This is a genomic window from Pseudomonas sp. BN515, from assembly GCF_029873155.1.
In the GTDB taxonomy this organism is placed as follows: domain Bacteria; phylum Pseudomonadota; class Gammaproteobacteria; order Pseudomonadales; family Pseudomonadaceae; genus Metapseudomonas.
Genome location: NZ_SSOH01000072.1, coordinates 136,104 through 158,992, shown reverse-complemented (window position 1 = coordinate 158,992; position 22,889 = coordinate 136,104). Strand labels below are relative to the sequence as shown.

Genomic DNA, 22,889 nt, shown 5'->3' with positions numbered 1-22,889 from the left:
GTGTACCCAAATGCCCGGCGCCAGGCTCAGTCGCGTTTCTTCATCAGGTGCGGGGACATGCTGAGGCCGTTGCGGTGCCTGGAACGTCGTCGGCAGAGGCGCCAGCCGAGTACGCCTATCCAGAGAAAGAGCAGGCCGAAGAGCAGCAGCACGATGGCAGCGCCGGTGCTGTCGTTGAGGGGGCCGAGGGCAGGTGGGCGGCCCAGGAGGGTGGCGGCGCCGGCCATTGCCAGCAGCACGCCGAAGCCGGCGAACAGTGCGGCCAGTGCCGCTGCGAAACGCCAGCGCCAACTGCCCGGGCCTCGGGGGCGCAGGCGGCGGGCATCGAAACCATCGGATAACTTCATCCGGACGTCCTCTTGCTTGATCGGGGTATGACCGGCGCCTTCTGGCGGTGGTTCCGGCCAACCCCGTCGCGGATGTCGCGGGATGTACGGCGCGTCCTTAGATGAGCGCCTTGGCCTGCGGCACCACGCTGGCGAAGTTATCGGCCAGGGCGATCACCTCGACTCGGTGCATTTCTTCCGCGCTGATGACGCCGCCATCGACGGTCGGCAGGTCGCGGGTCGCGCAGGCAGCGCTCACCAGCGTGCAGCGATAACCATAGTCCTTGGCGGCGCGGACCGTGGTGCTGATGCTGGAATGGGTCATGAAGCCGCAGACGATCAGGTCCAGGTGGCCAATGGCTTGCAGGCGGTCATGCAGGTCTGTGCCGGCGAAGGCGTTGGGCAGGCGCTTTTCCACCACGATCTCGCCCGGCAGGGGCGCGGCTTCGGGCAGGTGCTCGCCGCGTTCGCCACGGGGGTCGAAGATGCCGCCGGGGACGCCAAGGTGTTTCACGTGGACGATCGCGCTGCCCATGGCGCGGGCGGCAGCAAGGAGGCTGGCGATTTCGTCAAGGGCGGCATCGAGGCCGGGCAGGGCGAGAACACCGCTGCGGTACTCTTCCTGGGCGTCGACGATCACCAGGGTGGCATTGTTCAGATTGGCCGGCGGATAGCCGCGGCCACTGAGCTGGAACATGGATTTGGGAGCGGACATGCGAATCTCCAGGTACGACATGGCCACCATTGTCCGCCCTGCGACGGAATAAGTGAACCATGGACCAAGGTCCAGTTGCCTCGAGATTGTCGGCCTTCAGTTGTCATGCGGCTTGCTGGAGGGGATCGGGTGCAGCGTCGGGGAGGCCGTTCGTCGGCCACTGCGGGCTGCCCCTGAACGACAGGGGTGGTAGAATCTGCGGCCCGTTTTCTGAGGTAGCTGCCGTGTCCGAATCCCGCCTGCGCACCCTGCGTGACCACATCCGCTGGGCTGTCAGCCGTTTCCATGCCGAAAACCTGTTCTTCGGTCACGGCACCGATAACGCCTGGGATGAGGCTCGTCAGTTGGTGCTGGGCGCGCTGCACCTGCCCTATGAGATTGCCGACAGCTACCTGGATTGCCGTCTGGAAGAGGACGAGTGCGCGCACCTGCGTGAACTGCTGCGCCGCCGCATCGAAGAACGTGTGCCGGTGGCCTACTTGCTGGGCGAGGCCTGGTTCTGTGGCATGCCCTTCGTAGTGGATGAGCGGGTGCTGGTGCCGCGTTCACCCATTTCCGAACTGATCCAGCAGCAGTTCTCCCCCTGGTTGCCCCAGAACCCGGCGCGGGTGCTCGACCTCTGCACCGGCTCGGGCTGCATCGGCATCGCCTGTGCCCACGTGTTCCCCGAAGCCGAAGTGGTTCTTGGCGACCTCTCCTTCGACGCCCTGGAAGTGGCCAACCTGAACATCGAGCGCCACGGCCTGGAAGACCGCGTCTACACAGTGCAGGGCGATGGTTTCGACGGCCTGCCGGGACAGCGCTTCGACCTCATCGTGTCCAACCCACCCTACGTGGATGAGGAAGACTTCGCCGACATGCCGGTGGAGTACCACCACGAACCCGAACTGGGTCTGGCCTGCGGCAACGACGGCCTCGACCTGGTGCGGCGGATGCTGGCCGAAGCGGCGGACCATCTCACTGAGAAGGGCCTGCTGATCGTGGAAGTGGGGAACAGCCAGGTTCACGTCGAAGCGCTCTATCCGGAGGTGGACTTCCTCTGGCTGGACTTCGAACATGGCGGCCACGGCGTGTTCATGCTCAGCGCCAACCAGTGCCGCCAGCACCAGGCGCTGTTCCGCTCGCGGCTGACTCCCTGACCTGTCGGATCAGCGGGTAGTAATCCAGATCAGCAGGCCGGCCTGGAATACCGCAAAGGCGACCAGGCAGGCGATGGTGAAGCGCAGGCCGCCGTCTTCGCGCTTGTAGATGGCGATGCGCTCTTCCAGTTTGCGAATCTCCACGTCCTGCCTCTGCAGGTTCTGGTCGGCCTGTTCGAGCATGGCGGCGACTTCCTGCAACCCTAGGATCTGCACCTTCTCGCGGTGCCAGTCACCGTGCAGTTCGCTGACCCGGCCGGCGCCGTAGGTGGCTTTCAGCTGAACATTGTCCAGGTAGGTCACTTCGAAACCCTGTGCCTTGAGCACGTGGTCGCGGCGCAGGCGGGTTTCATTGTCCAGGGCGTCCTTGGCGGGCAGGGCGCCACCTTCCACCCGATAGTGCGCCCAGCGTTGCCTGGCCCAGGCAATGCCCTGGGCAAGCAGGAAGCGACCCAGGCCGCGGTTCTGTGGTTCCAGGTTAAGGCCGTTGTCTGGACCGAAGCGGACTTCCTTGCTGCGATGGTCGGCCCAGACCTCCAGCAGGTTCTGTTCCTTGCGCACCTTCTGTCCGGGCAAGCCGATGCTCAGGCGCAAAACGCTCTGCTCGCTGTTGTGGCGCTCCACGCGACCCAGCTCGACGAAACGCAGCGGCCGTGCCCCGGTATGGCGGTCAATGGGCAGGGGCGCGAGGCGCAGGAGGTCGAAGTGCTCGGCGACCAGCTCGGCCCAGGGATGGGGCTGGGGCACGGCGTCTTCGGCGCTCTGCTGTTCGGCTGGGCTTTCGGTCATCGGGAAGTACCTTGTAGGAGCCTGTGACGACGTATCTGGTACGTCAGTCCAGATTCTGTACGCAATTGCCCACGCCAGGCCAGATTTCCTACAGAACCGTTCGTCTTATCGGCCGATTCCCGCATTTCTGGAGTCGGGCAGCCCCTTGATAAACGCCAGGATGTGCGTGCTCAGTTCCTGCGCCAGGGGCAGTTGCGGATTGCGATAGGACGCCAGCTGCTGCTCCATGTCCATGGGCACGATGCGCAGCATGTGGTTCATGCCTTCGACGATCACCAGTTCGGCGTCGGGGCGGGCGACCTTGAGCTGCTCGGCATCGCTCACACTGACCTGGATATCGCTGCTGCCCTGCAGGATCAGCGCCGGAATCCGCAGTCGGCCGAATGCCTGCGCCGGGTCCTGGCGGAACAGGGAGATCAGGTAGGGCTGCACGCTGGGGCGGAATAGCGCCTCTAGCGGCTGGGGCACTTCGGCCACCTGCTGGCCGGCACGCAGGCTGGCCAGCAGTGCTTCGCTCTGGGTCAGCAGGGGCGGTGTCAGACGGCTTTGCAACTGGTCGCGCAACAGTTGGTCGATGGGGCGGGCACTACCGGAAATGCTGATCAACGCATCGGCGCCAGCCGCATCCGCCGCCAGGCTGGCGATCAGCGCACCCTCGCTGTGGCCAATGAGGATGAGCTTCGAGAAGCGCGGGTCCTGCTTGAGGGACTGCCCCCAGGCCGCCGCGTCGCGGGTGTAGAGCTCGATGCTCAGCTGGCGTTCGTCGGATCCTGCATCGCGACTGGCAGCAATGCCGCGTTTGTCGTAGCGCACGCTGGCGATGCCATTGCGCGCCAGCAGTTGGGCGAGTTTCTTCAGGCTGTCGTTGCGCCCGCCGATGGGGTTGTTGCCGTCGCGGTCGGTGGGGCCGGAGCCGGCGATGATCAGTGCCACCGGCACGGGCTGGTCGGTCTTCGGCCGCAGCAGGGTGCCGCGCAGGATGCCATTGCCGGTGTCCAGTTCAACCGGGCGTTGCAGCACGCTCTGGGGGGCAGCCTGGGCCAGGCTGGCGAGGAGGGGAAGGAGTAGCAGGAAGAGTCGCAGCATCGGGACGGAGTCGGTTGTAGGTTGGCGGGTTGGACGCGACTGGCGGCGCAAGGTTCGAGGGGTGAACTGGCCAGGCGCCGCGGGTATACTGCTCGACCTTCGAATCGAGGCCCATTTCTGCGGAGCACTGTGCATGTCCGGCAACACCTACGGCAAGCTGTTCACCGTCACCACCGCTGGCGAAAGCCATGGTCCGGCGCTGGTCGCCATAGTCGACGGCTGCCCGCCGGGGCTGGAACTGTCCCTTGAGGACCTGCAGCGTGACCTCGACCGCCGCAAACCGGGCACCAGCCGCCATACCACCCAGCGCCAGGAAGCCGACGAGGTGGAAATCCTCTCCGGCGTCTTCGAAGGCAAGACCACTGGTTGCGCCATCGGCCTGCTGATCCGCAACACCGACCAGAAGTCCAAGGACTACTCGGCGATCAAGGACCTGTTCCGCCCGGCCCACGCCGACTACACCTACCACCACAAGTACGGCATCCGCGACTACCGTGGCGGCGGCCGTTCCTCGGCGCGGGAAACAGCCATGCGCGTGGCTGCCGGCGCCATCGCCAAGAAATTCCTGGCCACCCAGGGCATCACCGTGCGCGGCTACATGAGCCAGCTCGGGCCCATCGAGATTCCCTTCAAGACCTGGGATTCGGTGGAGCAGAACGCTTTCTTCAGTCCTGATCCGGACAAGGTGCCCGAGCTGGAGGCCTACATGGACCAGCTGCGTCGCGACCAGGATTCGGTGGGTGCCAAGATCACCGTGGTCGCCGAAGGCGTGCCGCCGGGCCTGGGTGAGCCGATCTTCGACCGCCTGGACGCCGAACTGGCCCATGCGCTGATGAGCATCAACGCGGTGAAGGGCGTGGAAATCGGCGCCGGCTTCGACAGCGTCTCCCAGCGTGGCACCGAGCACCGCGACGAGCTGACGCCGGAAGGCTTCCTCAGCAACAACGCCGGCGGCATCCTCGGTGGCATCTCCTCGGGCCAGCCGATCGTCGCCAACCTGGCGCTCAAACCCACCTCCAGCATCACCACCCCCGGCCGTTCCATCGACATCAACGGCAACCCGGTGGAGGTGATCACCAAGGGCCGCCATGACCCTTGCGTGGGCATCCGCGCCACGCCGATTGCCGAAGCCATGATGGCCATCGTGCTGATGGACCACCTGCTGCGCCACCGTGCGCAGAATGCCGACGTGCGGGTGGAAACCCCGGTGCTCGGCCAGCTGTGACGGGCAGCGCGAACGCGCTGCCCTATTGGCGGCTGTCCAGTTTCTATCTCTTCTACTTTTCCCTGCTGGGCGCCACGGCGCCCTTCCTGGGCCTGTACTTCGCGCACCTGGGCTTCTCCAGTGCGCGCATCGGCGAACTGCTGGCCATCCCCATGCTGATGCGTTGCGTGGCGCCCAATCTCTGGGGCTGGCTGGGCGATCGCAGTGGCCGGCGGCTTGACATCGTGCGCTTCGGCGCCTTCTGCACCCTGCTGACCTTCTCGCTGATCTTCGTCAGCCACAGCTATGCCTGGCTGGCGCTGATCATGGCGCTGCACGCCTTCTTCTGGCATGCGGTGCTGCCGCAGTTCGAGGTGATTACCCTGGCACACCTGCGAGAGCAGGCGGCACGCTATAGCCAGGTACGGCTGTGGGGTTCCATCGGCTTCATCCTCACGGTGATCGGCCTGGGCAAGCTGTTCGAGCTGTTCAGCCTGGACCTCTATCCCTGGGCGCTGGTGTTCATCATGGGCGGCATCGTCCTCAGCAGCTTCTGGGTGCCCAACGCGACGCCCCAGGCCCGGCCGGACGCGGCGGGGCAGGGTGGTTTCCTGGCCCAGATGCGCCAGCCGGGCGTGCGGGCCTTCTATATATGTGTCGGGCTGATGCAGCTGTCCCATGGGCCCTACTACAGCTTCCAGACCATCTACCTGGAATCGCTCGGCTACTCGCGAAGCCTGATCGGCCAGCTCTGGGCGCTGGGGGTTGTGGCCGAGGTGCTGCTGTTCATCGTGATGGCGCGCATCCTTGCGCGTTACTCGGTGCGAGTGGTGCTGCTGGCCAGCTTCCTGATCGCGGCGTTGCGCTGGCTGCTGCTGGGTAATTTCGCCGACCAGCTGCCGGTCCTGCTGTTCGCCCAGGTGCTGCACGCCGCCACATTCGGCAGCTTTCACGCAGCCGCCATCCATTTCGTGCAACGTCGGTTCGGAGCGCGCCAGCAAGGTCAGGGTCAGGCGCTCTACGCAGCCCTGGCCGGTACCGGCGGCGCCCTCGGCGCCCTTTACTCGGGCTACGCCTGGAGCAGCCTTGGGCCGCTCTGGACCTACGTCATCGCCAGTCTCGCGGCACTTGCCGCAGCCGTTATCATTGCCACCCGATTGCAGGAGGAGCGGGCATGAATCGCCAACAACTCGCCCAGGAAATCATCGACGCAGGCCGCTTCCTGTACGGCCGCGGCTGGTCGCCGGCCACCAGCAGCAACTATTCGACGCGGCTCTCCGCCAGTGAGGCGCTGCTGACCGTATCCGGCAAGCATAAGGGGCAGCTCGGCCCGGACGACGTGCTGGCCACCGACATGGACGGCAACAGCCTGGAGCCGGGCAAGAAGCCTTCGGCGGAAACCCTGCTGCACACCCAGCTCTACCGCTGGAAGCCGGAAATCGGCGCGGTGCTGCATACGCACTCGGTGAACGCCACGGTGCTGTCGCGGCTGACCCTGGCCGATTCCCTGGTGTTCGCCGACTACGAACTGCAGAAGGCCTTCAGCGGCATCACTACCCATGAATCGCAGGTGCTGGTGCCGATCTTCGACAACGACCAGGACATCGCCCGTCTGGCCACCAAGGTGCAACCCTGGCTGGACGAGCATCCGGACTGCGTCGGATACCTGATCCGTGGCCACGGCCTCTATACTTGGGGGCCGCGCATGAGCGACGTCCTGCGCCAGGTCGAGGCCTTCGAATTCCTCTTCGAGTGCGAGCTGAAGACCCTCTCGATCACCCGACGCTGATGCTTCCTTCCCACGAAGGTGCCTGACTGACAATGGCGCCGTCCGACCCGCCCAAAGAGCCGGGAGGAGGCCCGCAAGGAGTACCCAGATGAGCAGCCTGACCGTCTACCACGAATCCAGCCCGGACCTGCCGAACAAGGTCCTGACCCACCTGGACGACATTGCCTCCACCCTGGCGTCCGTTGGTGTGCGCTTCGAGCGTTGGGAGGCTTCGGCCCCCATCGCCCCGGGCGCCAGCCAGGATGAGGTGATCACCGCCTACCGCCCACAGATCGACCGGCTGATGCGCGAGCAAGGCTATGTGACTGTCGACGTGGTCAGTCTGAACAGCGACCACCCGCAGAAGGCCGAACTGCGCGCCAAGTTTCTCGACGAGCACCGCCATGGCGAGGACGAAGTGCGCTTCTTCGTCGCCGGGCGCGGCCTGTTCACCCTGCATATCGACGATTACGTCTATGCCGTGCTCTGCGAGAAGAACGACCTGATCTCCGTGCCTGCTGGTACCCGTCACTGGTTCGACATGGGTGAGCACCCGCATTTCGTGGCCATTCGCCTGTTCAACAATCCAGACGGCTGGGTCGCTAATTTCACCGGCGACGAGATCGCCAAGCGCTTCCCGCAACTGGAAGACTGATCCCGGCCTCGGTAGGAGTTAGCTTGCTCGCGAAGCTTTTTGATTTGACCAGCAAGCTGGCTCCTACTTCGGCAACATCCGATTCACCTGGAGTTTCCCAATGCCCATCAAGGCCATCCTCACCGACATCGAAGGCACCACCAGCGCGGTGAGCTTCGTCTTCGACGTGCTCTTCCCCTTCGCTGCGCGTCACCTGCCCGAGTTTGTCCTGAACCACGCCGATGAACCGGCGGTGGTGCAGCAGATCGACGCGGTGCGTGCGGAAAGCGGCGAAGCCGGGGCTAGCCCTGAGCGGGTGGTGGAGATTCTCCTGGGCTGGATCGCCGAAGACCGCAAGGCTACGCCGCTGAAAGCACTCCAGGGGATGGTCTGGGAGCAGGGCTACCGCGCCGGTCAGCTAAAGGGCCATGTCTACCCGGATGCGGTGGAGGCGCTGCGCCGTTGGAAACAGGAGGGCTACGACCTCTATGTCTACTCCTCCGGTTCGATCCAGGCACAGAAGCTGATTTTCGGCTGCTCCGAAGCGGGTGACCTGACTCCGCTGTTCTCCGGCTACTTCGATACCACTACCGGGCCCAAACGCGAGGCGGCATCGTACCGGCAGATCGCCGCGGCCATCGGGCTGCCCGGCGAGCAGATTCTCTTCCTGTCCGATGTGGTCCAGGAGCTGGATGCTGCGCTCGAGGCGGGCATGCAGACCATCGGCCTGGCGCGCGAGGGCGGCGTGCTGGAAGGCCACGAGACCGTGGCCAGCTTCGCGGTGATCGATCTGGCGCGATTCTGACGCTGCCTGAAATCGTCTGACGGGACGCGAGGAAGGCCGCCGTCGGTCGATCTATCCTTGGGGTGACTGCATCCATCCGGGAGCGTCCCCCATGGGTTCCTGCCTCTGCGTCGCCGCGGCTTGTCCTGATCCGGGCCTGTTCGGGATCGCCTGTGGCCGGGTTCCGCCATTGGCGACCTGGCCATGACCCGTTTCGTCATCCTGACGCTCATCGCGCTGCTGGCATTGCCGGTGGCCGCCGACCAGAAGTCGGCCTGGCAGGCCCTGCGCGACGGCAAGGCCTTCCTCCTGCTGCGCCATACCACTGCCCCGGGCACCGGTGATCCGGAAGGATTCCGCCTGGGAGATTGCAGCACCCAGCGCAACCTCAGTGATCGGGGCCGTCAGGAAGCGCGTCGCTGGGGCAAGCTGCTGGTACGGCGCAAGGTGGATCAGCCACGCCTCTATACCAGCAACTGGTGCCGCGCCCAGGACACCGCTCAGGAGATGGGGCTGGGGGCCGTGGAAACCCTGTCGGCGCTGGATTCTTTCTTCCGTGATCCGGAAAGTCAGGCGGCGCAGATCGTGGAGCTGCGCAAGGCCATCGACAAGGTGCCCAAGGACCGGCCCGTGGTGATGGTCAGCCATCAGGTGAACATCAAGGCGCTGACCGGGGTGGAGCCTAGGAACGGGGAAGGGTTGATCATCGAGTTGCCGCTGGCGGAGCCGCCGAAGGTGCTGGCGCGCATCCGTCAGCCCTGAGTCAGATCAGCAGCAACTGATCCTGCTCCGGCTGCAGCTTCACGCCTTCCAGTTTCAGCAGTAGCGCCTTTCGCGCCAGGCCGCCGGCATAGCCCGTCAGGCTGCCGTCGCGGCCGATCACCCGATGGCAGGGAATGATGATGGAAATGGGGTTGGCGCCATTGGCTGTGCCCACCGCCCGCACCGACTTCGGATTGCCGATACGATCCGCCAACTCGCTGTAACTGGTGGTGTGCCCGTAGGGAATCTCCAGCAGGGCCTGCCAGACCCGCCGCTGGAAGGGCGTGCCACGGGGCGCGAGGGACAGGTCGAAGCGCTTCAGGCGGCCTTCGAAATAGCGGTCCAGTTGCCGGCAGGCTTCGTCGAACTGGCGGTCGGCCGGCTGCCAGTCGGCATTTGGGTATCCGCGTCGCTCGGTGTCCATGTAGAGCATCTGCAGGCCCGCATCGTCGCCCGCAAGCAGCAGGGAACCGGTGGGGCTGTCGTGAAAGCGGAAGTACATGTCAGTTGTCCTCGGCATAGCTCTGCCAGAGATAGACGGCGGCATAGGCGCGCCACGGCCGCCACTGTTCGGCGCGGCTGGTCAGTTCCCGGGCGCTGATGCCCTCCGGTCCCCAGAGCGGCGACTTGAGCAGGCCGAGGTCAGCGGCGGGGAAGGCGTCCGGCTGGCCGAAGGCGCGCAGGGCGATGTACTCGGCGGTCCAGCGGCCGATGCCGGGCAGGGCGCAGAGACGTTCGATCAGGGCTTCGACGCCTGCCGCCAGGCTCAGTTCCAGGCTTCCGTCTGCGACCGCCTGGGCAAAGCGGCGCAAAGTGTCGACACGTTTGCCGGGCATGCCGATGCCGGGCAGTGGATCGTCGGCGATGGCCTGGGGCGTGGGGAACAGCCGTTGCGGACCGTCGCCTTCGGCGTCTTCCAGCGGGTCGCCCAGTCGTTCCACCAGGCGTCCGGCAATGGTCACCGCGGCCTTTACCGTCACCTGTTGGCCGATGATGGTGCGCACCCCTTGCTCGAACGGGTCGAAGGCCACCGGCAGGCGCAGGCCTGGATAGCGTGCCAACAGGCCCTGCAGCAGCGGATCGCGTCCGAGGTGTCGCGCGATGGTGGCGGGGTCGCTGTCCAGGTCGAACATTTGCCGGATGCGTGGCGCAAGACGTGGGGCGAGATCGCTGGCTGCTGGACTCAGTTCGAGCTCCAGGGCGCCTCGTGAAGGCCGCAGGCGAAACCAGCCAGTGCGCTCGCCGAGGCGGAAGCTGCGGCAGTAACTGTCGTCGGTCAGCTGCTCGACACCGGGCAGGCGGCGCAGGGCGAAATGTTGCTGGAACTGCTTCCAGCTCCAGGGCTCGAAGTAATCAAGGCGCATGGGCTCGATGGGCTCGCGGGAATCAGTCGAGGGAGCGTTTGTGGTCATGGTGCGACGATATTCTCCTGGCGCCGTGTCGTCTCTGCAAAACTGACTTTCAAATTCGCCCGCCGTAGTTCGACCTGTCATCGAAGCCATCGTAGAATGCGCGCCTTTTCATGGGGCGGTGCACCGTCCGCGAATACAGCCAGCAGGGGAGACAACCCATGAGCGATTACCAGGAAACTCTCTACGACGGATACGGCCAGCGCTTCCGCATGGACAAGCTGCTGCACGAAGTGCGCACCGAGCACCAGCACCTGGTGATCTTTGAGAACGCGCGCATGGGGCGTGTGATGGCGCTGGACGGCGTGATCCAGACCACCGAGGCGGACGAGTTCATCTATCACGAGATGCTGACCCACGTTCCGATCCTCGCCCACGGCGCGGTGAAGAGCGTGCTGATCATCGGCGGTGGCGATGGCGGCATGCTGCGTGAAGTGCGCAAGCATCGTGATATCGAGCGCATCACCATGGTCGAAATCGATGGCACTGTCGTCGAGATGTGCAAGGAATTCCTGCCGAACCACTCCAAGGGTGCTTACGAAGACCCGCGCCTGAACCTGGTGATCGACGACGGCATGCGCTTCGTCGCCACCACCGAGGAGAAGTTCGACGTGATCATCTCCGACTCAACCGATCCCATCGGTCCGGGCGAGGTGCTGTTCTCCGAAAACTTCTATCAGGCCTGCCGCCGCTGCCTGAACGACGGCGGCGTGCTGGTGACCCAGAACGGCACGCCCTTCATGCAGCTCGGTGAAGTGCAGACCACGGCCAGTCGCATGGACAGCCTGTTCGCCGACTGGCACTTCTACCAGGCGGCCGTGCCGACCTATATCGGCGGCTCCATGACCTTCGCCTGGGGCGCCACCGATCCGGAGATGCGCAAGCTTCCGCTGGAAACCCTGCGCCAGCGCTACGCCGGTACCGGCATCGTGACCCGTTACTACAACCCGGAAATCCACATCGGCGCCTTCGCCCTGCCGCAGTACGTGCTGCACGCGATCAACAAGCCCAGCAACGACTGAGGTCGGCGGGTGGTTGAAGAAGAAGGGGCCGGAAGGCCCCTTTTTTTGTGCTTGTAGGAGCGAGCTTGCTCGCGAACAGTCCGTGCACGATCTTTCGCGAGCAAGCTCGCTCCTACAGGAGAGCAGAGCCGGTGGCCCAGGTTCAAATGAAAAAGCCCGGCACTTGGCCGGGCTTTTCTTTTGGAGCGGTGGATCAGATCTCTGCCGGCCGCACGTGGCCGAAGAGCTCTTGGGATACCCGCACGCGTTCTTCCGGGGTTTCCTGGATGCCCTTGGCCTTCAGCTCTTCGAGGCGGGCCTCGACGGCGTGGGCGCGGTGGGTCAGGCCGCAGTCGTTGGCGATCTGGATGTTCAGGCCGGGGCGGGCGTTGAGCTCGAGGATCAACGGGCCCTTGTCCTGGTCCAGCACCATGTCGACACCGATGTAGCCCAGGCCGCACAGCTCGTAGCAACCGGCCGCCAGCTTCATGAAGCCGTCCCAGTTCGGCAGCTGCACGCCGTCCACCGCGTTGGTGGTGTCCGGGTGCTTGGCGATCTTGTTGTTCAGCCAGGTACCGCGCAGGGTGACGCCGGTGGCCAGGTCCACGCCGACGCCGATGGCGCCCTGGTGGAGGTTGGCCTTGCCGTTGGACTGGCGGGTCGGCAGGCGCAGCATGGCCATCACCGGGTAGCCCATCAGCACGATGATGCGGATGTCCGGCACGCCTTCGTAGCTGATGCTCTTGAAGATCTGGTCCGGGGTCACGCGGTACTCGATCAGCGCGCGGTCGCGGTGCCCGCCGAGGGAGTAGAGGCCGGTGAGGATCGAGGAAATCTGGTGCTCGATTTCATCGTGGCTGATGATCTTGCCGGATACCGTCTTGTAGCGGCCTTCGAAGCGGTCGGCGATCACCAGGATGCCGTCGCCGCCGGCGCCCTGCGCCGGCTTGATCACGAAGTCGTTACGCTCGCCGATGATGTCGTTGAGCTTCTCGATTTCCTTCTCGGTGGAAATGATCCCGTACATCTCGGGTACGTGGATTCCCGCCTCGATGGCGCGCTGCTTGGTGATGATCTTGTCGTCGACGATCGGGTACAGGTGCCGCTTGTTGTACTTCAGCACGTAGTCCGCGTTTCGCCGATTGATGCCCATGATGCCTTTGGCTTCGAGGGCTTTCCACGTCTTGAGCAGGCCGAACATGGCTCAGTCCTTCAGGAAGGCTTTGAAGCGGAAGAGCTCGGTCAGGCGGTAGCCGCGGTAGCGACCCATCGCCAGCATGAAGCCCACCATGATCAGCAGTACTGCCGGGAAGGTGAAGATGAAGTAGGTCAGCTCCGGCACGGTCATCAGCAGGTGCGCCAGGGTGGCCGCGACCAGGGTGCCAATGGCTACCTTGAAGGCATGGCCACCGCCGCGCTCTTCCCAGGTGATGGACAGGCGTTCGATGGTCATGGTCAGGATCACCATCGGGAACAGGGCCACGGACAGGCCGCGCTCCAGGCCGAGCTTGTGGCTCAGCAGGCTGATCACCGCAATCAACACCACCACGAAGGTCAACACCACCGAGAGCCTTGGCAACATCTGTAGCTTCAGGTGCTCGAGGTATGACCGTAGCGACAGGCCGAGCGCGGTGATGATGGTGAACAGCACGATGCCGAAGCCCAGCTGGGTTTCGCGGAAGGCGAGGGCGATCAGCACCGGGGTGAAGGTACCCAGGGTCTGCAGGCCGCCGAGGTTACGCAGGATCAGGATCACCAGCACACCGATCGGGATCATGATCATGATCTGGTAGGTCTGCTGGGTCTGCAGCGGCAGGCCGTAGAGCGAATACTCGAGGAAGTCGGCGTCGGTGTTCTCGTCGGTCAGCTTGGCCAGGCGAATGGCGTTCATTTCGCTGTTGTTCATGCTGAAGGTCACCTGGACCTTCTTGCCGCCGTCGACATTGATCAGGTTGTCGTCACCGGTCCACCAGATCAGACGGTCGCTGGGCAGGCCCTGCTCGCCGTTGTCCGGGTTGAAGTACAGCCAGTTTTCGCCGTTGAAGCTGCGCAGCCAGAGCTCGGGGTTCTGGGCCTGCTCGCTCATCAGGCGAATGGTGTGCACGCGTTCCATCGGCACATGGGCGATGGACAGCAGCAGCTCGATGGCCTTGGCCTTGTTCGGGGTGCTGGTGTCGCCGGCCAGCAGCAGCTTGACGTTGTCATCGTTCAGGTTGTTGACCCGTTTGATGGTCTCGCTGATGAAGGTCTCGACGTCAGCCGAGTGCTGGCGGATGGGGGCCAGCAGGGCTTCGGCGGCGATCTTCTCGGGGCCTTCCACCGGGATGCTGTCGCGGAAGATCGGCCCCTTGTCCTTGGGCTTCTCGCCGCTATAGCGCTTGGTCAGCACCAGGCGGTAGTAGAGGGTCTGGTTGCCACTGGCGCGACGCGCGGACCAGGTCACCTTGCGGTTGCCATCCACGCGATTGATGCTCACCCCGTAGTTGTTGGAGATGAAGCTCTCGTTGAGGCTGACGTAGTCCCGGTTCAGCGGCGGAACGAACATCTGGACCTTGACCGGGTCGCGCGGATTCGCCTGGAACTCGACTTTGGCGTCGATGTTCCAGAGGTCGTCGGTCGCATCCTCGGTGATCGGGATGCCCTGGATGAAGATCTGGTAGGCCGTTATCAGAACGCCCAGGCTCACCAACAGGGTGATCAGGACTTTCAGATGCAGGGTAAGAGAGCGCATGTGGGTTACTCGTCAGAGTTTGCGTCGGTGGCACAGCCGGGTTTGCCGGCAGCGTATTTAAGGCTCGGGTCGACCAGTGCATCGAAGCGCTTGAGCGCCTCGGAACCGATCAGAAGCGGGTATTGGAAAGCACTGCGGTCGGTGAGGTTCACTTCGATCTGCCGCAGGGCCTTGCCCATGCACACCTCCAGTTCGATGACCGGGCGTGCAGTGTAGGTCTTGCCTTCATCGGGGTTGTAGTCCCCGGCGCGGCGTTTGATCTTGCTGATCCGCGCCAGCGGGCGCTCGATCGGGTGTTCGTGAGCGTCGTCGATGGCGAGATAGAAACGCACCCAGGCTTCGCCATCCTTCTTGAAGCGCTTGATGTCGCGGGCACTGAGGGAAGCGGTCTTGGCGCCGGTGTCGAGTTTGGCTGCGACTTCCAGGTCGAGGCCTTTCAGCTTGGCGTATTCGTTTAGGCCGTAGACGGTCTTCTCGGTAGCGAAGCCAAGGCCGGGGAGGGCGAGCAGGCAGGCAATCGGGGCGAAGGGCTTGAGTGTCATAAGTCCTTTGAGCGTAACGCGGTCATCGGTCCAGGAGCCCGGCCCACGGCCATCTTGGCTGCGGCGCCTGGTCTGGGAGTCTAGCAGGCAAGTCATTGGCGCCCAGACTGGCGCTGGCGGCGCGCATTCTAACACGCGGATTTTCCGGCGCGACAGACGCTTATGACGTAGGTGACCGGAGCGTGACGCTGTAGATGAATTTTTTGGAATTAGACAGATTGTCGACAATTAGTCGAATGGTGTTTGACAGGCTTGCTTATATGGCAGTAGTTTTGCGCCACCAAACAAGAATGTGTCGACAATCATGCTGGACACCCCCGAAAGCACCGTCACCGAACAGCTGGACTCGGAAACCCTGGCCGAAAGCGTCTTCCGCCGCATCCAGACGGCCATCGTGCGTGGCGACATCGCCCCCGGCAGCAAGATTTCCGAGCCCGAGCTGGCGCGCACCTACGGCATCAGCCGTGGCCCGCTGCGCGAGGCTATCCATCGCCTGGAAGGGCAGCGGCTGCTGGTGCGCGTCCCCCACGTCGGCGCTCGGGTCGTATCCCTCAACCATGCCGAGCTGATCGAGCTTTACGAGATTCGCGAATCCCTCGAGGGCATGGCCTGCCGCCTGGCCGCCGAGCGCATGAGCCAGGCCGAGATCGACGAATTGCGCCTGGTGCTGGATACCCACGAGCGTGACGAGGCTTTCCAGGCCGGCCGTGGCTACTACCAGCAGGAAGGCGACTTCGACTTCCACTACCGGATCATCCAGGGCAGCGGCAACCAGACCCTGACCAAGATGCTCTGCGGCGAGCTGTACCAGCTGGTGCGCATGTACCGCCTGCAGTTCTCCACCGTTCCGAATCGGCCGCGCCAGGCCTTCAACGAACACCACCGGATTCTCGATGCCATCGCCGACCGAGACGGCGAACTGGCCGAGTTGCTGATGCGCCGTCACATCGGTGCCTCCAAGCGCAATATCGAGCGCCACTACCAGGAAGCGCTCGCCAACCCGTCCAAAACACGAGGTGAGTCATGACTCAGAAAACTGCCGGCCAGCGCTTCCGCGACGCCATTGCCGAGGAAAGTCCGCTGCAGGTCATCGGCGCGATCAACGCCAACCACGCGCTGCTGGCCAAGCGTGCCGGTTTCAAGGCCATCTACCTGTCCGGTGGCGGTGTCGCCGCTGGCTCGCTGGGCCTGCCGGACCTGGGCATCAACACTCTGGACGACGTGCTCACCGACGTACGCCGCATCACCGACGTGTGCGACCTGCCGCTGCTGGTGGACATCGACACTGGTTTCGGTCCGAGCGCCTTCAACATCGAGCGCACCGTCAAGAACCTGATCAAGGCCGGCGCCGCTGCCGCCCACATCGAAGACCAGGTCGGCGCCAAGCGCTGCGGCCATCGTCCGGGCAAGGAGATCGTCTCCACCGAAGAGATGGCTGACCGCGTCAAGGCCGCTGCCGATGCCAAGACCGATCCGAACTTCTTCCTGATTGCCCGTACCGACGCCATCCAGGCTGAAGGTGTGGACGCTGCCATCGAGCGCTGCCAGCGCTACGTCGAAGCCGGCGCTGACGCCATCTTCGCCGAGGCCGCATACGACCTGCCGACCTACAAGCGCTTCGTCGACGCGCTGAACGTGCCGATCCTGGCCAACATCACCGAATTCGGCGCCACCCCGCTGTTCTCCCGCGACGAGCTGGCTTCGGTCGGCGTAGCCATCCAGCTCTACCCGCTGTCGGCCTTCCGCGCCGCCAACAAGGCTGCCGAGGCTGTCTACACCGCCGTTCGCCGCGATGGCCACCAGAAAGAAGTCATCGATCTGATGCAGACCCGCGCGGAACTGTACGACCGCATCGGCTACCACGCCTTCGAACAGAAGCTCGACGCCCTGTTCGCCGCCAAGAAATGACCGGACGCAGGTCGCTCTGCAGAAGGGCGACCTGCGTAAAAACAAGACCGAAGCAACCGGATTGAAATGAGGAGAATCACGCGATGAGCGCTACCGAAAACACCACCGCCTTCAAACCGAAGAAGTCCGTGGCCCTGAGTGGCACCGCCGCCGGCAACACCGCCCTGTGCACCGTTGGCCGCACCGGTAACGACCTGCACTACCGCGGCTATGACATTCTCGACTTCGCCACCTCCTGCGAATTCGAGGAAATCGCCCACCTGCTGGTGCATGGCAAGCTGCCGAACGTGGCCGAACTGGCCGGCTACAAGGCCAAGCTGAAGGCCCTGCGTGGCCTGCCGGCCGGCGTCAAGGCTGCCCTGGAACAACTGCCGCCGTCCGCCCACCCGATGGACGTGATGCGCACCGCCGTTTCCGTGCTGGGCTGCCTGTCCCCGGAGAAAGATGACCACAACCATCCGGGCGCCCGCGACATCGCTGACAAGCTGATGGCTTCCCTCGGCTCCGCGCTGCTCTACTGGTACCACTTCAGCCACAACGGCAAGCGCATCGACGTCGAGACCGACGACGACTCCATCGGTGGCCACTTCCTGCACCTGCTGCACGGCGAGAAGCCGCGTGACTCCTGGGTCCGCGCCATGCACACCTCGCTGATCCTGTACGCCGAGCACGAATTCAACGCGTCGACCTTCACCTCCCGCGTGATCGCCGGCACCGGTTCCGACATGTACTCCTGCATCACCGGCGCCATCGGCGCGCTGCGTGGGCCGAAGCATGGCGGTGCCAACGAAGTGGCCTTCGAGATCCAGAAGCGCTACGACAATCCGGACGAGGCGGAAGCGGACATCCGCGCCCGCGTCGAGAAGAAAGAAGTGGTGATCGGCTTCGGCCACCCGGTCTACACCGTGTCCGACCCGCGCAACAAAGTGATCAAGGAAGTGGCTCGCGAGCTCTCCCACGAGCAGAAGAACACCAAGATGTTCGACATCGCCGAGCGCCTTGAATCGACCATGTGGGAAATCAAGAAGATGTTCCCCAACCTCGATTGGTTCAGCGCCGTGAGCTACCACATGATGGGTGTGCCCACCGCCATGTTCACCCCGCTGTTCGTGATCGCCCGTACCTCCGGCTGGTCCTCCCACGTCATCGAGCAGCGCATCGACGGCAAGATCATTCGCCCGAGCGCCAACTACGTCGGCCCGGAAGACCTCAAGTTCGTGCCCCTGAAGGATCGCGCCTAATCATGAACAGCCAATACCGCAAGAGCCTGCCGGGCACGGCGCTCGACTACTTCGATACCCGCGAGGCGGTGGATGCCATCGCCCCCGGCGCCTACGCCAAGCTGCCGTACACCTCCCGCGTGCTGGCCGAGCAACTGGTGCGCCGTTGCGATCCGGCCATGCTGACCGATTCGCTCAAGCAGCTGATCGAGCGCAAGCGTGACCTGGACTTCCCCTGGTACCCGGCCCGCGTGGTCTGCCACGACATCCTCGGCCAGACCGCGCTGGTGGACCTGGCCGGTCTGCGCGACGCCATCGCCGAGCAGGGCGGTGACCCGTCGAAGGTCAACCCGGTGGTGCCGACCCAACTGATCGTCGACCACTCCCTGGCCGTCGAATTTGGTGGTTTCGACCCGGACGCGTTCGAGAAGAACCGTGCTGTCGAAGAGCGCCGCAACGAGGACCGCTTCCACTTCATCGAGTGGACCAAGACTGCGTTCAAGAACGTCGACGTGATCCCGGCCGGCAACGGCATCATGCACCAGATCAACCTGGAGAAAATGAGCCCGGTGATCCAGGCGCGTGGTGGCGTGGCCTTCCCCGACACCTGCGTCGGCACTGACAGCCACACTCCGCACGTGGACGCCCTGGGCGTGATCGCCATCGGCGTCGGCGGCCTGGAAGCTGAAACCGTAATGCTCGGCCGCGCTTCGATGATGCGCCTGCCCGACATCGTCGGCGTCAAGCTGACCGGCAAGCGTCAGCCCGGCATCACCGCGACCGATATCGTCCTGGCGCTGACCGAATTCCTGCGCAAGGAGAAGGTGGTAGGTGCCTATGTCGAGTTCTTCGGCGAGGGTGCTGACAGCCTGTCCATCGGCGACCGCGCCACTATCTCCAACATGTGCCCGGAATACGGCGCCACTGCGGCGATGTTCTACATCGACCAGCAGACGATCGAGTACCTCACGCTCACCGGTCGCGAGCCGGAGCAGGTGGCACTGGTCGAGAACTACGCCAAGACCACCGGTCTGTGGGGCGACGCGCTGGTTACCGCCGAGTATGAGCGTGTGCTGCAGTTCGACCTGTCCACCGTGGCACGCAACATGGCTGGCCCGTCCAACCCGCATCGTCGCCTGCCGACTTCGGCGCTGGCCGAGCGCGGCATCGCCGACGAAGCCAAGCTCGAAGCGGGCAAGGCTGAGGAAGCCGACGGCCTGATGCCGGATGGCGCGGTGATCATCGCCGCCATCACCAGCTGCACCAATACCTCCAACCCGCGCAACGTCGTGGCTGCCGGTCTGGTGGCGAAGAAGGCCAACGAACTGGGGCTGGTACGCAAGCCCTGGGTGAAGACTTCCTTCGCGCCGGGCTCGAAGGTCGCCAAGCTGTACCTGGAAGAAGCCGGCCTGCTGCCGGAACTGGAGAAGCTTGGCTTCGGCATCGTCGCCTACGCGTGCACCACCTGTAACGGCATGTCCGGCGCGCTCGATCCTGTGATCCAGCAGGAAATCATCGACCGCGACCTCTACGCGACTGCCGTGCTGTCGGGTAACCGCAACTTCGACGGTCGTATCCACCCCTACGCCAAGCAGGCCTTCCTCGCCTCGCCGCCGCTGGTGGTGGCCTACGCCATCGCCGGTACCGTGCGCTTCGACATCGAGCAGGACGTGCTGGGCCATGACCAGGCGGGCAATCCCATCACCCTGAAGGACCTGTGGCCGAGCGACGAGGAGATCGACGCCATCGTCGCCGCCTCGGTGAAGCCCGAGCAGTTCAAACAGATCTACATCCCGATGTTCGATCTGGGTGCGGTGAAGGAAGCCGAGAGCCCGCTCTACGACTGGCGTCCGATGTCCACCTACATCCGTCGTCCGCCGTACTGGGAAGGCGCCCTGGCCGGCGAGCGTACCCTCAAGGGCATGCGTCCGCTGGCGGTGCTGCCGGACAACATCACCACCGACCACCTGTCGCCGTCCAACGCGATCATGGCGAACTCGGCGGCTGGCGAATACCTGGCGAAAATGGGCCTGCCGGAGGAGGACTTCAACTCCTACGCGACCCACCGCGGCGATCACCTGACCGCCCAGCGCGCCACCTTCGCCAACCCGCAGCTGGTGAACGAAATGGCCGTGGTCGACGGCGAGGTGAAGAAGGGTTCCCTGACCCGCGTCGAGCCGGAAGGCAAGGTGATGCGCATGTGGGAAGCCATCGAGACCTACATGGATCGCAAGCAGCCGCTGATCATTATCGCTGGCGCCGACTACGGTCAGGGCTCGTCCCGTGACTGGGCGGCCAAGGGCGTGCGCCTGGCGGGTGTCGAGTCCATCGTCGCCGAAGGCTTCGAGCGTATCCACCGCACCAACCTGATCGGCATGGGCGTGCTGCCGCTGGAGTTCAAGCCGGGTACCACCCGCAAGACCCTCGGCATCGACGGCACCGAGACCTTCGACGTGATCGGCGAGCGCAAGCCTCGCGCTGACCTGACCCTGGTGATCCGCCGTACCAACGGCGAAGCCATCAAGGTTCCGGTGACCTGCCGCCTGGATACCGCCGAAGAGGTGTCGATCTACGAGGCCGGCGGCGTACTTCAGCGCTTCGCCCAGGACTTCCTGGAAGCCTCGTCGGAAAAAGCTGTCGGCTAGCCCAGCTGTAGGAGCGAGCTTGCTCGCGAGTGGCTCCCGGTGCGGGGGCGATTCGCGGGCAAGCCCGCTCTTACCTACCTACAGGACATGAGAATGGCCCACGTACCCCAAGTGAAAATCCCCGCCACCTACATTCGCGGTGGCACCAGCAAGGGCGTGTTCTTCCGCCTGCAAGACCTGCCCGAGCGCTGCCAGGTGCCCGGCGAGGCGCGCGACAAGCTGTTCATGCGAGTGATCGGCAGTCCCGACCCGTATTCGGCACATATCGACGGCATGGGCGGAGCGACGTCCAGCACCAGCAAGTGCGTGATCCTGTCCAAGAGCAGCCAGCCCGGCCACGATGTGGATTACCTCTATGGCCAGATTTCCATCGACAAGGCCTTCGTCGACTGGAGCGGCAACTGCGGCAACCTGTCCACCGCAGCCGGCTCCTTCGCCCTGCACGCAGGGCTGGTCGATCCGGAGCGCATTCCGGAGAACGGCACCTGCGTGGTGCGTATCTGGCAGGCCAATATCCAGAAAACCATCATCGCCCACGTACCGGTCACCAACGGCCAGGTACAGGAAACCGGCGACTTCGAGCTCGACGGCGTGACCTTCCCGGCCGCGGAAATCGTGCTGGAGTTCATCGATCCGTCCGACGACGGGGAGGAGGGGGGCTCGATGTTCCCCACCGGCAACCTCGTGGACGACCTGGAAGTGCCCGGTGTAGGCACCTTCAAGGCGACCATGATCAGCGCCGGCATCCCGACCGTGTTCGTCAACGCCGAGGACATCGGCTACACCGGCGCCGAGCTGCGTGAAGCCATCAATGGCGATCCGGAGCAACTGGCGCGTTTCGAGAAGATCCGCGTTGCCGGCGCGCTGCGCATGGGCCTGATCAAGAGCCCTGACGAAGCGGCGACCCGCCAGCACACGCCGAAGATCGCCTTCGTCGCCCCGGCAAAGAACTACCGCACCTCTAGCGGCAAGGAAGTGCAGGCCGGCGAAATCGACCTGCTGGTTCGCGCTCTGTCCATGGGCAAGCTGCACCACGCCATGATGGGCACCGCTGCCGTGGCCATCGGCACCGCCGCGGCTGTTCCGGGGACCCTGGTGAACCTTGCCGCCGGTGGTGGCGAGCGCAGCGCCGTACGTTTCGGTCATCCCTCCGGCACCCTGCGCGTGGGCGCAGAGGCGAAGCAGGTGGATGGCGAGTGGACGGTCACCAAGGCCATCATGAGCCGCAGCTCCCGCGTGCTGATGGAAGGTTGGGTACGGGTGCCGGGCGACGCTTTCTAGAACGCTGGTTCCCAGGCATGAAAAAGCCCGCCGAGGCGGGCTTTTTCTTTGGGCGTCGGGCTTACTTGAGCCGGCGCTCGACGCCTTTTTCCACCAGGATCTTGGCGGAGATTTCCTCTACCGAGAAATGGGTGGAGTTGATGAAGTTGATGTTCTCGCGACGGAACAGGGTTTCTACTTCGCGCACTTCGAACTCGCACTGGGCGAAGCTCGCGTAGCGGCTGTTGGGCTTGCGCTCGTTGCGGATGGCGGTGAGGCGATCGGGGTCGATGGTCAGGCCGAACAGCTTGTCCTTGTACTTCTTGAGGGCGGCGGGGAGCTGCAGTCGCTCCATGTCTTCCTCGGTCAAGGGATAATTTGCGGCACGAATTCCGTATTGCATTGCCATATACAGGCAGGTCGGCGTTTTGCCGCAGCGGGACACGCCCACCAGGATCAGGTCGGCCTTGTCGTAGTAGTGGGTGCGGGCGCCGTCGTCGTTGTCGAGGGCGAAGTTGACCGCCTCGATGCGCTCCATGTAGTTGGTGTGGTGGCCGATGGAGTGGGATTTGCCGACGGAGTAGGAAGAGTGCGAGGTAAGTTCCTGTTCCAGCGGCGAAAGAAATGTGGAGAAGATGTCGATCATGAAGCCATTTGAAGTGGCCAGGATGTCACGGATCTCCTGGTTCACGATGGTGTCGAAGATGATCGGCCGGACGCCGTCCGTCTCCGCAGCCTTGTTGATTTGCTGTACCATGGCGCGCGCTTTCTCGACGCTGTCTATATAGGGGCGCGTGAGCTTGTTGAAGGTAATGGTTTCGAACTGCGCCAGGAGGCTCTGGCCAAGGGTTTCCGCAGTGATACCGGTACCATCGGAGATGAAGAAAGCGGTTCGTTTCATTTGCGCCAAAGGCCTTAAGTCAGGAACGATTCTTGGCTATGATAGGCCGCGTTTTTCGCCAGGCC

Annotated in this window: 23 protein-coding genes; 13 read left to right on the top strand and 10 right to left on the bottom strand. The window is 64.1% G+C overall.

The annotated features are described in order from the left end of the window. Nucleotides 1-26: 26 nt before the first annotated feature. Both E8E91_RS18765 and E8E91_RS18760 read right to left on the bottom strand, forming a co-directional pair. Nucleotides 27-347 (bottom strand): hypothetical protein, encoded by a 321-nt coding sequence (locus E8E91_RS18765; RefSeq protein WP_280377712.1) that lies wholly within the window; start codon nucleotides 345-347, stop codon nucleotides 27-29. Nucleotides 348-444: 97 nt separating this feature from the next. Next, nucleotides 445-1,041, bottom strand: a complete 597-nt coding sequence (locus E8E91_RS18760) for a cysteine hydrolase family protein (RefSeq protein WP_280377710.1) — start codon at nucleotides 1,039-1,041, stop codon at nucleotides 445-447. A gap of 224 nt (nucleotides 1,042-1,265) precedes the next feature. Here E8E91_RS18760 and prmB point away from each other — a divergent pair, with 224 nt between their 5' ends. Next, nucleotides 1,266-2,180 (top strand): 50S ribosomal protein L3 N(5)-glutamine methyltransferase, encoded by a 915-nt coding sequence (gene prmB, locus E8E91_RS18755; RefSeq protein WP_280377708.1) that lies wholly within the window; start codon nucleotides 1,266-1,268, stop codon nucleotides 2,178-2,180. A 9-nt stretch (nucleotides 2,181-2,189) separates the two neighbouring features. Here prmB and E8E91_RS18750 read toward each other — a convergent pair whose 3' ends face one another. Next, a complete protein-coding gene (locus E8E91_RS18750; protein WP_280377706.1) occupies nucleotides 2,190-2,969 on the bottom strand; it encodes a hypothetical protein in 780 nt (259 codons plus the stop codon). 105 nt (nucleotides 2,970-3,074) lie between these two features. Next, the gene (locus E8E91_RS18745) at nucleotides 3,075-4,055 is read right to left on the bottom strand and encodes an alpha/beta fold hydrolase (RefSeq protein WP_280377703.1); all 981 of its coding nucleotides are present in this window, start codon (nucleotides 4,053-4,055) and stop codon (nucleotides 3,075-3,077) included. A gap of 133 nt (nucleotides 4,056-4,188) precedes the next feature. Between E8E91_RS18745 and aroC the strand changes: the two genes are divergently transcribed. The 6 genes from aroC (at nucleotide 4,189) to E8E91_RS18715 (ending at nucleotide 9,207) form a co-directional block, all read left to right on the top strand. Then, nucleotides 4,189-5,280 carry a chorismate synthase gene (gene aroC, locus E8E91_RS18740; protein WP_280363742.1) on the top strand — a complete coding sequence of 364 codons (1,092 nt, stop codon included), beginning with the start codon at nucleotides 4,189-4,191 and terminating at the stop codon, nucleotides 5,278-5,280. Then, on the top strand, nucleotides 5,277-6,437 hold the full coding sequence (locus tag E8E91_RS18735; protein WP_280377701.1) for an MFS transporter: 1,161 nt from the start codon (nucleotides 5,277-5,279) through the stop codon (nucleotides 6,435-6,437). Before aroC ends, E8E91_RS18735 begins: the two co-directional genes overlap by 4 nt. After that, the gene (locus E8E91_RS18730) at nucleotides 6,434-7,048 is read left to right on the top strand and encodes a methylthioribulose 1-phosphate dehydratase (protein ID WP_280363748.1); all 615 of its coding nucleotides are present in this window, start codon (nucleotides 6,434-6,436) and stop codon (nucleotides 7,046-7,048) included. Before E8E91_RS18735 ends, E8E91_RS18730 begins: the two co-directional genes overlap by 4 nt. Nucleotides 7,049-7,136: 88 nt before the next feature. Beyond that, nucleotides 7,137-7,682 carry an acireductone dioxygenase gene (locus E8E91_RS18725; protein WP_280377698.1) on the top strand — a complete coding sequence of 182 codons (546 nt, stop codon included), beginning with the start codon at nucleotides 7,137-7,139 and terminating at the stop codon, nucleotides 7,680-7,682. 100 nt (nucleotides 7,683-7,782) lie between these two features. Further along, nucleotides 7,783-8,466: an acireductone synthase gene (gene mtnC / locus E8E91_RS18720; protein WP_280377695.1), complete on the top strand. Its 684-nt coding sequence runs from the start codon at nucleotides 7,783-7,785 to the stop codon at nucleotides 8,464-8,466. A 183-nt stretch (nucleotides 8,467-8,649) separates the two neighbouring features. Then, a complete protein-coding gene (locus tag E8E91_RS18715; RefSeq protein WP_280377692.1) occupies nucleotides 8,650-9,207 on the top strand; it encodes a histidine phosphatase family protein in 558 nt (185 codons plus the stop codon). Between the two features lies 1 nt (nucleotide 9,208). Here E8E91_RS18715 and E8E91_RS18710 read toward each other — a convergent pair whose 3' ends face one another. Continuing rightward, a complete protein-coding gene (locus tag E8E91_RS18710) occupies nucleotides 9,209-9,709 on the bottom strand; it encodes a methylated-DNA--[protein]-cysteine S-methyltransferase (RefSeq protein ID WP_280377690.1) in 501 nt (166 codons plus the stop codon). 1 nt (nucleotide 9,710) lies between these two features. Continuing rightward, nucleotides 9,711-10,571, bottom strand: coding sequence for a DNA-3-methyladenine glycosylase (locus tag E8E91_RS18705; protein WP_280377817.1), 861 nt, complete (start codon nucleotides 10,569-10,571; stop codon nucleotides 9,711-9,713). Between the two features lie 206 nt (nucleotides 10,572-10,777). On the opposite strand from E8E91_RS18705, the gene speE reads away from it, so the two are divergent. After that, nucleotides 10,778-11,638 carry a polyamine aminopropyltransferase gene (gene speE, locus E8E91_RS18700; protein WP_280377688.1) on the top strand — a complete coding sequence of 287 codons (861 nt, stop codon included), beginning with the start codon at nucleotides 10,778-10,780 and terminating at the stop codon, nucleotides 11,636-11,638. Nucleotides 11,639-11,831: 193 nt separating this feature from the next. On the opposite strand, the gene E8E91_RS18695 is transcribed toward speE, so the two are convergent. Genes E8E91_RS18695 through E8E91_RS18685 form a run of 3 tightly spaced genes read right to left on the bottom strand, consistent with a single transcriptional unit; the run spans nucleotide 11,832 to nucleotide 14,890 of the window. Beyond that, on the bottom strand, nucleotides 11,832-12,818 hold the full coding sequence (locus tag E8E91_RS18695; RefSeq protein WP_280377687.1) for an alpha-L-glutamate ligase-like protein: 987 nt from the start codon (nucleotides 12,816-12,818) through the stop codon (nucleotides 11,832-11,834). Between the two features lie 3 nt (nucleotides 12,819-12,821). Then, complete coding sequence (locus E8E91_RS18690; RefSeq protein ID WP_280363765.1) at nucleotides 12,822-14,348, bottom strand: inactive transglutaminase family protein; 1,527 nt, start codon at nucleotides 14,346-14,348, stop codon at nucleotides 12,822-12,824. 5 nt (nucleotides 14,349-14,353) lie between these two features. Further along, the gene (locus E8E91_RS18685; protein WP_280363767.1) at nucleotides 14,354-14,890 is read right to left on the bottom strand and encodes an ATP-dependent zinc protease; all 537 of its coding nucleotides are present in this window, start codon (nucleotides 14,888-14,890) and stop codon (nucleotides 14,354-14,356) included. A 304-nt stretch (nucleotides 14,891-15,194) separates the two neighbouring features. Between E8E91_RS18685 and E8E91_RS18680 the strand changes: the two genes are divergently transcribed. The 5 genes from E8E91_RS18680 to prpF all read left to right on the top strand — a co-directional run bounded on the left by E8E91_RS18680 (nucleotide 15,195) and on the right by prpF (nucleotide 21,944). Then, nucleotides 15,195-15,917, top strand: a complete 723-nt coding sequence (locus E8E91_RS18680; protein ID WP_280363770.1) for a GntR family transcriptional regulator — start codon at nucleotides 15,195-15,197, stop codon at nucleotides 15,915-15,917. Continuing rightward, entirely contained in the window at nucleotides 15,914-16,798 is an 885-nt protein-coding gene (gene prpB / locus E8E91_RS18675; RefSeq protein ID WP_280363772.1) for a methylisocitrate lyase, read from the top strand. The genes E8E91_RS18680 and prpB overlap by 4 nt, the downstream gene beginning before the upstream one ends. 83 nt (nucleotides 16,799-16,881) lie before the next feature. Beyond that, entirely contained in the window at nucleotides 16,882-18,039 is a 1,158-nt protein-coding gene (gene prpC / locus E8E91_RS18670; protein WP_280377685.1) for a 2-methylcitrate synthase, read from the top strand. 2 nt (nucleotides 18,040-18,041) lie between these two features. Continuing rightward, nucleotides 18,042-20,663 carry a Fe/S-dependent 2-methylisocitrate dehydratase AcnD gene (acnD, locus tag E8E91_RS18665; protein ID WP_280377683.1) on the top strand — a complete coding sequence of 874 codons (2,622 nt, stop codon included), beginning with the start codon at nucleotides 18,042-18,044 and terminating at the stop codon, nucleotides 20,661-20,663. Nucleotides 20,664-20,756: 93 nt separating this feature from the next. Continuing rightward, nucleotides 20,757-21,944 carry a 2-methylaconitate cis-trans isomerase PrpF gene (gene prpF / locus E8E91_RS18660; RefSeq protein ID WP_280377681.1) on the top strand — a complete coding sequence of 396 codons (1,188 nt, stop codon included), beginning with the start codon at nucleotides 20,757-20,759 and terminating at the stop codon, nucleotides 21,942-21,944. 61 nt (nucleotides 21,945-22,005) lie between these two features. Here the strand turns inward: prpF and E8E91_RS18655 are convergent, their stop codons facing one another. Beyond that, nucleotides 22,006-22,824 carry a pyruvate, water dikinase regulatory protein gene (locus tag E8E91_RS18655; protein WP_280363784.1) on the bottom strand — a complete coding sequence of 273 codons (819 nt, stop codon included), beginning with the start codon at nucleotides 22,822-22,824 and terminating at the stop codon, nucleotides 22,006-22,008. Nucleotides 22,825-22,889 lie beyond the last annotated feature (65 nt).